The sequence below is a fragment of the Methylomarinovum tepidoasis genome, from assembly GCF_030294985.1.
Taxonomy (GTDB): Bacteria; Pseudomonadota; Gammaproteobacteria; order Methylococcales; family Methylothermaceae; genus Methylohalobius; species Methylohalobius tepidoasis.
In genome coordinates, this window is the sequence record NZ_AP024718.1 from 2140873 (window position 1) to 2155161 (window position 14289).

Annotated in this window: 14 protein-coding genes and 1 tRNA gene; 10 read left to right on the forward strand and 5 right to left on the reverse strand. The window is 64.2% G+C overall.

The window, feature by feature from the left end:
* Positions 1-9: 9 nt before the first annotated feature.
* Positions 10-83, reverse strand: a tRNA-Gly gene (locus MIN45_RS10780).
* A 119-nt stretch (positions 84-202) separates the two neighbouring features.
* Between MIN45_RS10780 and MIN45_RS10785 the strand changes: the two genes are divergently transcribed.
* From MIN45_RS10785 to crp, 7 genes are all read left to right on the forward strand, one after another.
* Complete coding sequence (locus MIN45_RS10785; protein WP_286292137.1) at positions 203-1483, forward strand: phenylacetate--CoA ligase family protein; 1281 nt, start codon at positions 203-205, stop codon at positions 1481-1483.
* A complete protein-coding gene (locus MIN45_RS10790) occupies positions 1480-2727 on the forward strand; it encodes a hypothetical protein (protein WP_286292138.1) in 1248 nt (415 codons plus the stop codon). The genes MIN45_RS10785 and MIN45_RS10790 overlap by 4 nt, the downstream gene beginning before the upstream one ends.
* The gene (locus MIN45_RS10795) at positions 2724-3674 is read left to right on the forward strand and encodes a glycosyltransferase family 2 protein (RefSeq protein ID WP_286292141.1); all 951 of its coding nucleotides are present in this window, start codon (positions 2724-2726) and stop codon (positions 3672-3674) included. Before MIN45_RS10790 ends, MIN45_RS10795 begins: the two co-directional genes overlap by 4 nt.
* Positions 3664-4884, forward strand: coding sequence for a glycosyltransferase family 4 protein (locus MIN45_RS10800; protein ID WP_286292143.1), 1221 nt, complete (start codon positions 3664-3666; stop codon positions 4882-4884). The genes MIN45_RS10795 and MIN45_RS10800 overlap by 11 nt, the downstream gene beginning before the upstream one ends.
* 9 nt (positions 4885-4893) lie before the next feature.
* A complete protein-coding gene (locus tag MIN45_RS10805) occupies positions 4894-5712 on the forward strand; it encodes an ABC transporter permease (protein WP_286292146.1) in 819 nt (272 codons plus the stop codon).
* Between the two features lie 46 nt (positions 5713-5758).
* The gene (locus MIN45_RS10810; RefSeq protein WP_286292149.1) at positions 5759-6217 is read left to right on the forward strand and encodes a hypothetical protein; all 459 of its coding nucleotides are present in this window, start codon (positions 5759-5761) and stop codon (positions 6215-6217) included.
* A 261-nt stretch (positions 6218-6478) separates the two neighbouring features.
* Positions 6479-7135 carry a cAMP-activated global transcriptional regulator CRP gene (crp, locus tag MIN45_RS10815; protein ID WP_286292152.1) on the forward strand — a complete coding sequence of 219 codons (657 nt, stop codon included), beginning with the start codon at positions 6479-6481 and terminating at the stop codon, positions 7133-7135.
* Here the strand turns inward: crp and MIN45_RS10820 are convergent.
* Together MIN45_RS10820 and gloB are read right to left on the reverse strand one after the other, a co-directional pair.
* Positions 7120-7602: a putative molybdenum carrier protein gene (locus MIN45_RS10820; RefSeq protein ID WP_286292156.1), complete on the reverse strand. Its 483-nt coding sequence runs from the start codon at positions 7600-7602 to the stop codon at positions 7120-7122. The two genes, crp and MIN45_RS10820, sit on opposite strands and share 16 nt — an antisense overlap.
* Positions 7589-8353 (reverse strand): hydroxyacylglutathione hydrolase, encoded by a 765-nt coding sequence (gloB, locus tag MIN45_RS10825; RefSeq protein WP_286292157.1) that lies wholly within the window; start codon positions 8351-8353, stop codon positions 7589-7591. The genes MIN45_RS10820 and gloB overlap by 14 nt, the downstream gene beginning before the upstream one ends.
* A gap of 86 nt (positions 8354-8439) precedes the next feature.
* On the opposite strand from gloB, the gene merA reads away from it, so the two are divergent.
* Genes merA through MIN45_RS10840 form a run of 3 tightly spaced genes read left to right on the forward strand, consistent with a single transcriptional unit; the run spans position 8440 to position 11970 of the window.
* Positions 8440-10086: a mercury(II) reductase gene (gene merA / locus MIN45_RS10830; RefSeq protein WP_286292159.1), complete on the forward strand. Its 1647-nt coding sequence runs from the start codon at positions 8440-8442 to the stop codon at positions 10084-10086.
* Positions 10087-10098: 12 nt separating this feature from the next.
* The gene (bufA2, locus tag MIN45_RS10835; protein ID WP_286292164.1) at positions 10099-10791 is read left to right on the forward strand and encodes a BufA2 family periplasmic bufferin-type metallophore; all 693 of its coding nucleotides are present in this window, start codon (positions 10099-10101) and stop codon (positions 10789-10791) included.
* 15 nt (positions 10792-10806) lie between these two features.
* Positions 10807-11970, forward strand: coding sequence for a D-alanyl-D-alanine carboxypeptidase/D-alanyl-D-alanine-endopeptidase (locus MIN45_RS10840; protein WP_286292167.1), 1164 nt, complete (start codon positions 10807-10809; stop codon positions 11968-11970).
* 38 nt (positions 11971-12008) lie between these two features.
* On the opposite strand, the gene MIN45_RS10845 is transcribed toward MIN45_RS10840, so the two are convergent.
* Complete coding sequence (locus MIN45_RS10845) at positions 12009-13811, reverse strand: hypothetical protein (RefSeq protein WP_286292171.1); 1803 nt, start codon at positions 13809-13811, stop codon at positions 12009-12011.
* Between the two features lie 12 nt (positions 13812-13823).
* Positions 13824-14273 (reverse strand): putative lipoprotein, encoded by a 450-nt coding sequence (locus MIN45_RS10850; protein WP_286292174.1) that lies wholly within the window; start codon positions 14271-14273, stop codon positions 13824-13826.
* Between the last annotated feature and the right edge of the window lie 16 nt (positions 14274-14289).

Here is a 14289-nt window from a genome sequence, read left to right on the forward strand (position 1 = left end):
GAATGGAGATGGAGCGGGTGAGGGGAATCGAACCCCCGTCATCAGCTTGGGAAGCTGAGGTTCTACCATTGAACTACACCCGCAAGATGCCGATTATGATACCCGTTCTGAGAACAAAAACAATATGCGCTTGATTCCACCGGCACTCGCCCGGTCGATCTTCCGGGCCCAGGAATTTCTACTCCGGCGCCCCACATTTTCGATGGCCACCGAACTGGAACGGACCCAACATCTTTCCCGGCAGGAAATCCAAAATCTCCAACTACAACGCCTCGGAAAACTCCTGCATACTGCCCTCGCCCACAGTCCCTGGCACGCCCGTCGTATCCTGGAAGCCGGTCTCGATCCAGAAAATCTCAGCTGGGAAGCCTTCCGCCGCCTGCCTACCATGTCCAAGGAGGATGCTCGCCATCATCGGGACGGAATGGTCTGGCGGGAGGCGCCGGGCGGCATTTACCGCTACAACACCGGCGGCTCCTCGGGCGAGCCATTGATCTTCTACTTCGGCCGCAAACGCCAGGCCGCCGACGCCGCCTGCCGCATCCGGGCCCGACGTTGGTGGGGCGTGGAACCGGGGGACCGGGAAGTGCTGCTCTGGGGGGCGCCGGTGGAACTGAACCGCACCGACCGCGTCAAAGCGTTGCGCGACCGCCTCTGCAATCAACGGCTTCTCAACGCCTTCGAAATGTCCGAGGCCCGCATGGATGCCTACCTGGATCAGATGGAGGCTTACCAGCCCAAAGTGATCTACGGCTATGCCAGCAGCCTAGCCCTCCTGGCCGAGCACGCGAAAAAACGCAACCGCATCCCACACCTGCCGGAACTAAAGGTGGTCTTCACCACCGGCGAGCCACTCTATCCTCACCAACGGGAAATCATCCAGCACGTGTATGGCGTCCCGGTAGCCCGCGAATACGGCGCCCGCGATGCGGGGCTCATCGCCCTGGATTCCCCGGCTGGCCAGCTTTTGGTCAACTCCGAGTGGATCATCGTCGAGATTCTGGACGATGAGGGAAACCCGGTCCCCGATGGACAAAGCGGGGAGGTGGTGATCACCAACCTGGCCTCCGAGGCCCAGCCCTTCATCCGCTACCGCACCGGCGACTGGGCCTACCGCAGCACCGAATCCTGCCGCCAGGGGCGCGGCCTCGAGGTACTTGATGAGGTAATCGGCCGGACTACCGATGTCATCGTCCGCCCCGACGGCACTTACATGCACGCCTTGGCACTGATTTACATTCTCCGGGACATTCCGGGAATTCAGCAGTTCAAAGTCGTTCAGGAGATACCAGAAAAAGTGGCGGTGTTTGTCGTGCCGGAGAAAAAGCAATGGCATGAAGACAATACCGAACGAATCCGGCAGGGATTGCAACAGCGGCTTGGCGGCGATGTGGCAATCGACATTATCCTGGTCGGGCATATCCCGCCCGAAGCATCCGGCAAACACCGCTATGTCGTCAGCTATGTCGGAGCGGTATCATGATACTGGCAACATGGCTTTTAACCGGCTGGCTTCTCGGCGTTTCCGCCCTGTTCCTGTGGAAGCGCCGCCTGTTCCTGGCTACGTGGCGGGAACCCTACTTCTCCGACCTGCCCCTGGTTATCGAGAGCGACGACTGGGGACCCGGCGACGAAAGCGACGGAGCGCGGCTGACGGCTCTGCTGACCATGCTCGCCCGGCACCGCGACCGCACTGGCCGGACCGCCGTCCTGACTCCGAACATGGTGCTGGCGGTTCCCGACGCCCCGCGTATCGTCCATGAGAAAGGCGAACGCTACCACCGCCGCTTTCTCGATGATCTTCAATTCCGGAAAATCCACGAAGCGATCCGGCATGGCATCCGCAACGGCCGCCTCGTTCCCCAGTTGCACGGACTGGAACATTGTCACGGCGAGGGTCTGGTAGTGCTTTACCGCGAAGGCGATCCCCGGGTGAAGAAGATCTTCGAATCGCCCCGCTGGTGGGATTGGGAGCGCTTGGATCCTCCCCTGCAGGGACATTACGTGGACGGTACCCGGCTTCCGACCCGTCCCCTGCCGAAAGCCCAGATCGACACCCTGGTCGCGGAAGCCACGGATCAGTTCCAGCGCCTGTTCGGCCAACCCAGCCGCACCAGCGTCGCCCCCTGTTATCTGTGGAACGATGACGTGGAAGCGGCCTGGCACCGTCACGGCATCACCGCCATCCAGACCGCCGGCTACCGCTGTGACCGGCGTGAGGCCGATGGCAGCTACCATCAGGACAAACCACTGCTCCGTCCCGGCAACACCAACCACCTGGGACAGCGTTACCTGGTCCGCAATGTCATGTACGAACCGGCCGACGGCGCCCACACCCCCGAAACCGCCCTGACGGAAATCCGCCAGGCATGGCGACAGGCCCTTCCTGCCGTCATCTCCACTCATCGTTACAACTTCACCCGCGACCAAGCGCGGTTCCGGACAGCGCTCGATGGGCTCGACCAGATCTTACGGCAGGCCGCCCGCTGGCCGCTGCGCTTTCTTTCCTCTCCCGAACTGGCCGATGCCATCGCTGGCACCGCCACGCTGGAAAACCGCTTCACCGGCGAACGCTTCCCCGGACTCACACATCTCAAAGGCTGGGCCAAAATTCCGCCTTTTTTGCAACGCCTGCGGTATCGTCACCCCAAACTGGTCCTGCTGGCCTGGGTGACCGGCCTGGCCTTGCCGGCCTGGGCCATCCTATGGACGGGGGGGCGCCGATGAGGATTTCCGTGGTCATCCCCGCCTACAACGCCGCGCCTTTCCTGGAGAAGGCCCTCGAAAGCGTACAGGCCCAAACCCACCCGGTGGCGGAAATCCTCGTCGTCGACGACGGCTCCACCGACGCCACCGCGGATATCGCCCGTAGCTTTCCCCAGGTGCGTTACCTGCGCCAGCAAAACCAGGGTCCCTCGGCCGCCCGCAACCGGGGAATTCAGGAGGCCCGTGGGGACTGGATCGCCTTCCTCGACGCCGACGACCGCTGGACACCGGAAAAGACCTCCGAGCAGCTCGCCGCCCTGAGACGCTACCCGCAGCTGGCCCTGATCGCCTCCGACATGGCGGAAACCGACTCCGACGGCAACGTGAGGATCGCCTCCATGCTGGCCCATCACGGCCTGCGGGATGATTTCGTTCACTTCGATGGCGCCCCGGTTCCCGATGCCCTGTCCCGTCTCGTGCGCAAAAATTTCATTCCCACCGGCACGGTGCTGGTGCGCCGGGAGGTTCTGCAGCAAACCGGCACTTTCGATCCCGATCTCCGCTATGGCGAGGACCTGGAGCTGTGGGCCCGTATCGCCGCGCGCCACCCCGTCACCTGCCTGCCCCGGGTTCACATGCTGCGCTGCCGCCACGGCCGCAACGCCACCGACAACACCGACGCCATGCTCGAGGATCTGATCCGGGTCATGGATTCGATCCGCCGCCACTGCGCCGCCGAACTGAAACGTCAGGGCACCGATCCCGATGAACTGGTGGCCCAAGCGCTCTGGACCCTGGGCTACTGGCACTTCAGCCACGATCACCCCGAAACGGCCCGCCCCCTTTTCCTCCGCAGCCTGCAGGAAAAATTCGCCGTCCGTACCCTGGCCCACTGGCTGGCCAGCCGCCTGCCGGCGAGGTGGATTCCCACAGCCCGACAACTTTGGCAGCATCTCCATGGCACCTGAAACATTCCCCAAGAAAATCCTCTACGTGGAAAACGGCATCGGCTACGGTGGCGCCGTCATCTGCCTCCGCCACCTGGTGCGCAATCTCGACCACAGCCGTTACATTCCCTACGTGGTCACCAACCGAGACGAACCGCCTTACCGGGAGATCGCCACCGAAGCCGAATGGATTCACCTCAAGGATCACTATTTCGATCCCCGGAAGACCCTCGAATGGGTGCACGCTCATGTGCATCCAGGCGCAGGCCAGCTGGTGGCCCGCCTCGACGACTTGGTCAACCGCCTCCCCTACCTGCTGCGGATGCTGAACCTGGCGCGCCGCATCCGCCCCGACCTGATCCACACCAACAACGAGCCGCTGTGCAACATCGCCGCCCTCCTCAGCGGCAGACTGCTGGGGATTCCCACGATCGCCCACGTGCGCGGCGATCTGCAGGGGTCATATCTGATGCACCGGGCCTACCGGCTGCCGGACCATTTCGTCCCGGTCTCGCAATGGATCGCCCAATCCATGCGTCGGACCCTGGGCATCCCCCAGGAACGCATCTCCGTCGTCTACGACGGCCTAGAGCTGGAAAGACTCGATCCCGAAACCGACGGCCGCCCGTTCCGCCACCGTTTCGGCATCGCCGACGACGATTTCGCCGTCGGTCTGGTCGCCCTCCTCATTCCCTGGAAAGGCCAGGATATCTTCATCGATGCCGCCGAACGCCTGCGGCACCGGATCCCCCGTCTCAAGATGATGATCGTCGGCGCAGCTCCCCAATCCTGCCGGGACTACGAACGCCAATTGAAGGCGCGGGTGTGCCAGGAAGGTCTGGAAGACACCGTCATATTCACCGGCCACGTCGCCGACATGCCTGCGGTGTACAATGGTCTGGACGTGGTAGTCAACGCCTCCACCAGCCCCGATCCCCTGGGAACCGTGGTCATCGAGGCCATGGCCATGGCCAGGCCGCTGATCGGGCCCGATCATGGAGGAGCAGCGGAGATGATAGACCACGAGCATACCGGCCTCCTTTTCGCTCCTGGCGATCCGGAAGCCCTGACCGAAGCCATTGAACGATTCCATGACGACATCGAATTGCGGGAACGTTGCCGTCATTCCGCCCGTCGTCACGCGCTGAAGACCTTTGCCGTGACCGCCCATGCGACAGCGGTTCAACAAGTTTATGACTATCTCCTGAACTTAGTTTCCACTCACGCTTGACGGGGAACCATGCTCCAAGTCGCCAAAAACCTTTACACCTACCGCGAACTGATCGCCGCCCTTGCCTGGAAGAACATCATCGTCCGCTACAAGCAGGCCTATCTCGGCATCCTCTGGTCGGTGCTCAAGCCGGTGATGCTGATGCTGATCTTCACCCTGGTGCGCAGCTTCGTCGGCATCGACACCGGCAACATCCCCTACCCGGTGCTCACCTTCGCCGCTCTGCTGCCGTGGATCTTCTTTCAGGAATCGGCGGCGGAGGGGGTCAACAGCGTCACCAGCAACGCAGCCCTGATCCGCAAGATCTATTTCCCCCGCGAGGTCTTCCCCCTCACCGCCATGGTCACCAAGACCGTGGAGCTGGGAATCAACTTTCTGATCCTGGCCGGCCTGATGTACTACTACCACATGGTGCCGAGCGTTCATGCCGTCTGGGTGCCGGCCATCATCCTCTACACCATGGTGGTGGCTCTGACCATCAGCTTCTTCGGCGCCGCCCTCAACGTCTATTACCGCGACGTGACCCAGATGCTGCCAGTGGCATTGTCGCTGCTGATGTACGCCTCCCCCATCATCTATCCTCTCGATCTGGTCAAACAGAAGCTGCTGGTGCAACAAGCCGCAGGCGAATGGTCGGAACGACTCTACACCCTATACCTGTGCAATCCCCTGGCCGGCATCATCGACGCCTTCCAGCGGGTGCTGCTCAAGGGTCTGCCGCCGGATTGGGACACCCTGATTCCCGGTGCCGTCGTCACCGCAGTGGTACTGCCTTTCAGCTACCTGTTTTTCAAGCGGGCGGAAAGCTGGTTCGCCGACGTGATCTGAGGCAGACGCGGTATACTGACTTTCAGGATCGACAGACAAACGCATCATGCCGGTGACAGAAGACGACAATCACGTCCGCGAACTGGTGGAACGGATCGTGGAAGAGAAGCTTCGCGCCTTCGTGGCCGAACGCGACATCGAGCTGCGTGAGCGCCTCGTGCGGGTGGAGGAGGCCATCCGCCATCAGGGGGAACTGATGGAACAGGGCTTCCGCCTGATGGAGAAGCGTTTCGAGCAGGTGGACAAACGCTTCGAACAGGTGGACAAACGTTTCGAACAGGTCGACAAGCGCTTTGAAATGCTCATCGCCCAGATGGAGAAGCGTTTCGAGCAGGTGGACAAACGCTTCGAACAGGTGGACAAACGTTTCGAGCAAATGGACAAACGCTTCGAGCAGATGGAGGCCGAGCTGCACATGATCGTCCGCCGTCTCGACCGCTTCATGTTCTGGTCCCTGGGGCTGACCCTGACCGCAGTGCTGTTCGTCATCGGCTTTCTGAAATGACGGTGATCGGGATGGCGTCCACGGAACACGATCATGACTGACCCAACACCTCACCAATCGCCGAGGGGGCATCAAGGCAAGACGGCTCCTGGCCGCTTCCAGTGACCGCTATCGGGCTCAGCTATCTGGGTGGACGTAGCGTTCTTGCGTTACCCTGCTTCCCTGCCGGCGCCTGCACAATGATCTCCGCACATCACCTGCCTTTACAGATCGCCGGGCTGGCCTAGACTTAAATACGTCATCCACGGACCAGGCAGGACCATGCAAGCTCAACCGCAACCCATCGTGCAGAACGACGACTGCCTTCAAGCCTTTCTGGCCTGCTGCCACCGGCGCCGTTACCCGAAACGCACGGACATCATCAAACCCGGTGATTCCGGCGACACCCTTTACTACCTTATCGAAGGCTCGGTCAGCATCAGCATCCAGGAAGACGAAAACCGGGAGCTGATTCTCGGCTATCTCAACAAAGGGGAGTTCATCGGCGAAATCGGGGTATTCCTGGGGGAACGGCAGCGTGAGGTCACGGTCCGCACCCGCGAACCCTGCCAACTGGCGGAAATCAGCTATCAGCGCCTGGAGCACTGCCTCCGCAACGAACTGGCCCCCCACGCCGCCGAACTACTGCGCACCTTGGGACGGCAGGTGTCGCGGCGGCTGTTGCAGACCAGCCGCAAGGTGGGCCATCTCGCCTTTCTCGACGTCACCGGACGCATCGCCCGCACCCTGATCGACCTGTGCAAGGAACCGGATGCCATGACCCACCCGGACGGCATGCAGATCCGCATCACCCGCCAGGAACTGGGACGTATCGTCGGCTGCTCGCGGGAAATGGCCGGGCGGGTATTGAAAAACCTGGAGGAGGAAGGGCTGCTTACGGCCCACGGCAAGACCATCGTGGTCTACGGCGTGCGCTGACCCGCCAGCAGCCGGATCAGCAGCTCCCGGGCATAGGCATAGCCACCGCACCACTGGCTCGCCCGCGGGCCGGCGACGTTGAGCACCTCGATCCGGTGGCGGCCCAGAAACCGCGCCACCGCTTCCGCCGCCCGCGCTGCAGGCACCAAAGCGGCGTCGATCAGCTTGAAGGGTTTGTCCAGCGTCAGACAGTCGCGCAGGGTCTCAAGGGTACCGCCGCGCAGTTCCTCGAAATAGACGATCAGCGTCGCATCGCTGTCAGCCACGTTGGCACGGGTGCGGCGGCTACCGCCGCCGGGCAACTCGGTCAGGGGATAGCGCGGCGGCAGCGGGCCGTCCTCCGCCAGGCGCCCCTGGGGACACCAGCCGTCACAGGCGATCCCCCGTTCCAGGGCCGTATCGAGGGCGGCGCGGTCCACCCCGGTCTGCCCGCCGGAGACGACTTTGCGCAGCTCAGAAACGATCACGGCGGCGGCGCAGCTCGGCGAAGACCTCCACCGCGGGGGCCCCGGCCATTCCCAGGCGGGCCTGCAGCTCAGGATCGTCGGCACGCAGGAAGGGGTTGGTGGCCTTCTCCTCCCCCAGCAGGGACGGCACCGTCGGCAGGTCCTGCGCCCGCAGCGCCTCGACCCGGCGCACCCGCTCCAGCAACGGCGGATGGTCCGGTTCGATGGTGAGGGCGAAGCGGGCGTTCTTGAGGGTGTACTCGTGGGCGCAGCAGACCCGGGTCTGGTCCGGCAATCGCCGCAGCTTGCACAGCGAATCCCACATCTGCGCCGGGGTACCCTCGAACAGACGCCCGCACCCCAGGGCGAACAGGGTGTCGCCGCAGAACAGCGCGGCGTCCGTCTCGAACCAGTAGGCGACGTGTCCCAGGGTGTGTCCTGGCACCTCCAGCACCCGGGCGCGGCGCTCCCCCAGCGCGAAGACATCCCCCTCCGCCAGTTGCACATCGATGCCGGGAATCCGCCGGGCATCCCCCCGGAAACCGATCACCCGGCAGCCGGCCGCCTGCTTCAGGACCAGATTCGCCCCCACGTGGTCCCAGTGATGGTGGGTGTTGAGGACGTAGTCCAGGTTCCAGCCGCGTTGCCCCAGGGCCGCCAGCACCGGTTCCGCCTCCGCCGGGTCCACGACCGCGGTCTGACCGGATGCGTTCTCGTGCAGCAGATAAACGTAATTGTCGCTGAGAACCGGAATCTGGACGATTTCCAGCACGGCTTGCCTCCATCGAAATTCTACTTGACTCCGTAGCTGCCTACGAGGTGTAACCTTGGAAGCCTCGACATTGCAGGAGAAAGCTCATGGCTTCCTACGTTCTCACCATCGAAGGCATGCACTGCCCCACCTGCGCGCCGGGCCTGGAACGGGCGCTGGAGCGATTGCCCGGCGTCCGCGCCCGCGTCACCTACACGCCGCCCCAGGCGGTGGTGGAACTCAGCGGCCCCACCGATCTGACCGCGGTGATGGCCACCATCGAGGCCAAAGGCTATCGCGCCCGCCACGGCGATGCAACGCCCACCCCTGAAAGCGTACAAGTGCCGGCCGTAATCGCCATCATCGGCTCGGGCTCGGCGGCCTTCGCCTGCGCGCTCAAGGCCAGCGAACGGGGTGTCAAAAGGATTTTCCTGATCGAGAAGAATCCGATCATCGGCGGCACCTGCGTCAACGTCGGCTGCGTGCCGTCGAAGATCATGATCCGCTCGGCCTACGTGGCCCACCTGCAGCGCAACCACCCCTTCGCCGGCATCGAACGGCACGATCCCCATATCGACCGCGCCGCCGGTGTCGCCCAGCAGCAGGCGCGGGTGGCCGAACTGCGCCGGGCCAAATACGAGGACATCCTCGCCGCCCATCCGGAAATCGAGCTGATCCAGGGATTCGCCCGTTTCGAGGATGCCAAGACGCTGGCGGTGGAAACGGCGACGGGAATCCGTACCCTCCAACCTGAGAAAATCCTCATCGCCACCGGCTCCCATCCAGCCGTCCCCCCCATTCCGGGATTGAAGGACACACCTTTCTGGACCTCCACCGAGGCCCTGGTGGCCGAGGAGATACCGCAGCACCTGATCGTCATCGGCGCTTCGGTGGTCGCCCTGGAACTGGCCCAGGCGTTCCTGCGTCTGGGGGCCAAGGTCACCCTGCTGGCCCGCTCCCGCCTGCTGCGGCGCTACGATCCCGACCTGGGCGCCGGCCTGCAGGCGGCCCTGGAACAGGAAGGCATGCGCATCCTGACCGAAACCCGGTTCCAGACGGTAAGTTACCGCAGGCGCTGGTTCGGCAAGGGCCGTTTCAGCGTCGAAACCAGCCACGGCGTGCTGTACGGCGACCGCCTGCTGGTGGCCACCGGGCGGCCGCCCAACATCCAAGGACTCCAGCTGGACAAGGCCGGCGTGCGCACCGACGCCAGCGGCGCCATCGTCGTCGACGACCACCTGCGCACCAGCCAGCCCCACATCTATGCCGCCGGCGACTGCACCCAGCTGCCCCAGTACGTCTACGTGGCCGCCGCCGCCGGCACCCGCGCCGCCATCAACATGACCGGCGGCGAGGCCCGACTGGATCTGACGGCGCTGCCGGAGGTGATCTTCACCGATCCCCAGGTGGCGGTGGTGGGACTCGACGAGCGTCAGGCGCAGGAACAGGGTCTCGAGGTGGAGACCCGCACTCTGTCTCTGGACAACGTGCCGCGGGCGCTGGCCAATTTCGACACCACCGGCTTCGTCAAACTGGTGCGGGAGAAATCCTCCGGCCGCCTGCTCGGCGCCCAGATTCTGGCCCACGAAGGCGGCGAGGTGGTCCAAAGCGCCGCCCTGGCCATCCGTAACCGCATGACCGTCGAGCAACTGGCCGACCAGCTGTTCCCCTACCTCACCATGGTGGAGGGCCTGAAGCTGTGCGCCCAGACCTTTTCCAAAGACGTCAAACAACTGTCCTGCTGTGCAGGCTAGGAGGAACACGCCATGAAAGACCGTCTCGCTCAGTTCTTCGGCACCTTCGGCGCCGCCTGCTGCCTGGGCCTGCCGCTGGCGCTCAGCGCCGCCACCGCGGTGGGACTGGGATTTCTGCTCAACGACGTCTATCTGTATCCGCTGTTCACCGCCTTTTTGGCGCTGAGCCTGTGGCTGCTGTACCGCAACCGCCGCCGCCACGGCCACGGCGGCCCCTTCGGACTGGCCCTGGCCGGCGGCCTGTTGGCCGCTTTCGCCCTCTGGTTCACGGTGACCGGCCTGGCGCCGCAGAACGCCCTGGTGGTCGCAGGGCTGCTGGCGTTCGTCGCCGCCCAGGTCTGGGACTTCGTCCTCGCCCGCCGTGCGCCCGCCTGCGAGGCGGTGTGCGAGGCGGAGGAAAGTATCGATCCCCAGCGCCGCCGTCTCACCGGCGCAGCCATCAGCGTCGCCGCCGCCAGCGCTTTCTACGGCCTGGCCAAGTCGGTGGAACAATACGCCCCAGCGCCGGAAGAAAGCGAAATCGCCTGCTGGGGCATCAACGACTGCAAGGGCACCACCGCCTGCGCCACCGCCTTCAACGCCTGCAAGGGGCAGAACGAATGCAAGGGGCGCGGTTATCTCTATGTCTCCCCACAGGAATGCGAAGCCCGCGGCGGGGTGCCCCTGGCGGAATCGGAGGGCGACCCGAAGCGACGCAAAAGCTGATACACTTGGGGGCCTATGCGCCCCCTGCTGTGTCTCTGTCTCCTTCTGCTATCCTGGGCGGCAGTCGGCCGCCCCACCGCCCTGCTGCGTCTTTACACCCTCCCCGACGCCGCCCTGCTGGTGGTCGATTCCCAGGGGCGGGAAGTGCGCGCCTACCATCCCGACCGCCCCCTGATCCCCGCCTCGACCCTCAAGCTGCTGACCGCGCTGATGGCCCTGCAGACCTGGGGGCCGGATCACCGCTTCACCACCGATTTCCTCCGCGGCGCCGACGGCCGCCTTTGGATTCGGGGCTACGGGGATCCCTGGCTGACCTCGGAGGAGCTGGATGGCATCGTCACCGAACTCAAGGCGGCCGGAATCGGGCGGATCGCCGGCATCGGCGTCGATGACGGTCATTTCGCCGGCCCGCTGACGGTGGACGGCCAGACGGAAACCGACAATCCCTACGATGCCGCCCTGGGCGCGCTGGCGGTCAACTTCAACACCCTGCACGTAGAGAAGCGCGGCGGCCGCCTGAGCAGCGCCGAACCCCAGACCCCCTTGACCCCGCTGGCCCGGCAGCTGGCCCGCCGCCTGCCCGACGGCCGCCACCGGATCAACCTCGGCCACCGCACCGACGCTGCCCGGTATTTCGCCGAAGTGCTGCGGGAGAAACTGCGCCAAAGGGAGATCGAGGTCACGGGAACCATCGTCCACACCCCGGTTCCGGACAATGCTAGGCTGATCGTCCGCCACCGCAACCGCCATCCCCTGGACCGGATTGTGGCCGGCATGTTGAAATACTCCAACAATTTCATCGCCAACCAGCTGTTCCTGCTGCTGGGCGCGGAACGTTTCGGCCCGCCAGCGACGCTGGAGAAAGGCCGGCGCGCCGCCGCAGACTTCATCGGCGCCCGCTTCCACTGGCGCAACTGGCGGGTGCTCGAGGGCGCCGGCCTGTCGCGCCGCAACCGCCTCTCGGCCCGACAGCTGGTGGAGGTGCTGCAGCGCCTGCGCCCCTACGCCCGGCTGCTGCCACAGCGCATCCCCGGCATCCGCGCCAAGACCGGCACCCTCAAAGGCGTCAGCAGTTATGCCGGCTACATCGACGGAGGCGACAAGACCTTCGCTCTCATCATCAACCAGACAGTCCCTTACGACCTGCGCCTGCGGGTGGCGGAAGCATTGCGGGATTGAAGCCGTTCTCCCTGACCGGTGTCTCCCGGATGGATACGCTAGGGTGACGACAGCAGGGGAGGTTCGGGGGGCAAGTAGAGGTAGGAACCCTTGCGGATGTTGCCGAACCCCAGCTCCACCAAACCGCTGAACAATCCGCGCACGCTCCGCTGTAACAGCGATCCCCGGTCGAAGGGCAATGTCATCAGCCCGGCACCGGCTAGCGCCAGATCAACGCCGATGTTGATACCGCCGTAGAGGGGGCGTGACCAGAACACGTCATCGGTGAAGAAGAGAAAGGCCGAATCCTCACCGTTGGGCCGATACAAGGTTGAGGTCAGGGTATTGAACTCCTGCAGATAGACCCGCCACGCCGGAGCTTCGTGGTAGCGCTGGCGCAGGCGACCGTGACGGTAAGAAAGAAGAAGGCGGCGTTCCCGGACGGGATAATGCCTGGCCACCGCCAGAGCGGAACGGAACGGAATGAAATCCCCCCGCGCCATCCGGACCTTCACCCCCAGCGTTCTCAGGGCTTCGGTGACGCAATTGCGGGACAACAGATCGTAGCGGTACAGCTGCCGCAGCGATGACCGCCAGTGTCGGTGGGCGCGCCGCACCTCCTCCAACCGGTGTCGCAGCTGTGACGATGGAACGGCCATAGTGACGACAAGAGGCGCCCGCAACGGCCTGTCCGGCAGCGCACCGATACCGAACAGGCGGATGGGGGTTCCGCTCACCAGAGCACGACTCAACTCGTGATAACGGTTGGCGGCGACCTCCAGCCCGGCATAGCGAACACCATCAACACCGCCATCCGTCAGCCTTTCCAGGACCGACACCAGATGCGCCCGCTCCCGCTGCAGCAGAGGCCGCCAAAAGGCGGGATCGGGATTGACCCGTTCTGGCGCCAGCGCCTGTGCATCGGGCTCGAAGCGGTCGAGAAAGGCCAGATAACCACTGTCACAGCTGCGGCTGACGGCGATCAGCCGGGCCAGCAGGATTGCCAGCGCGGCACCGCTGTCGGGCTGTGACGCCCGTACCAGACGGGCGATCCGCTCCTCCAGGGCGGCGTGGAACCCGCACAGGGCGGTGCGAACCCCGGGCGTGAGCCGGAATGCGGCCGCGATGGGCGTCTGCAGCACCCCTGGACGCAATGGACGGGCCTGACGCAATGCCTGCAGAGCGAGACGCAGGGTGAGCAGATCTTGATAGCGCTCAGAGAAGGCATAGGGGGCCGGCGGGACGAAATCCGGATCGTCGCTGACGAAGCGCGCCGCCTCCCAGGCAACCGGGCGCAACTGCCGCAGAGCGGTTTCGACCGCCCGAATACGGGCATCGAGAACGGCGGTTCCCAGATTCCGCGCCAGCCGTGCCAGCACCGGTTCGCGCACTGGCGGCGGCCGATCGGCCCCGGCCAACGCGTCGAAGAACAATCCCGCCCCGGCCAGATCGAGGGGAACCGGCTGACCGCCGGCCATCGCGGTCAGCCAGACCGCTTCCTGCGCCAGCAGCCCCGCCAGCCCAAACTGCAGTCGCTGGATCTGGTAACGGCTTTCGAAACGTTCACGCAGACGCGCAAACGCATCGGGCGCGACCGTCAGCCACGAGGCGTGGATATCACGGTTCTCCAGAAACCGGTAGCGGTATTCGAAATCCCGGACACTGTCCCGGTGCAGACGGATCAGTCCACCATCATGGTGCTGGAAATGATAGACGGCATCGTCAAACTGAACCGCCACATGACCACCACTGGCATTGCCTTCGGCGGCCACGATATAAAGGTAGCCGAGCTGCGACTGCCGCTCCTCAGTCAGGGCGGTGAGCGGCAACCACAGAAGCCACCACAACAGACGGACGGTCATTCCGCCCGGCCGTCAATCCCCTTCCCTGACGTACACCTTGCCCTGGTAACCCTTGTCGATGTCCTGGATCTTGGCATAATCATCGCCGGCCAGATTCTTTTTGAAGGTTTCATATTCGATCCCCTCGAGACCGGCCTTGCGAAGCCCTTGACCGATACCATAGAAAGTCGCTGGATGATTCTCCCAGTCGGGAATGCCGATCCGTGCGGCGATCTCCGCAAGCCCTTTGCGGAAACGTTCGATGTCCGTCTCCTTCGCGGTGGAACGAACATAGGCCGAGGTGTAGTCAGCCACCTCCTCCTGATATTTTTTCTCCTTCGCCGGAGACGAGCTGTCGCTGCTCCAGGAAAAGGGACTGGAAACGCTCTTGGAAAACACCTTGCTGCTTTCGGAGAAGGAACAGGCGGTCAACAGCAGCAACAGAACCGCCAGCGGAACCCAGGCGCGCGTTACGACAGGCATGGCCACTCCCTGAAAG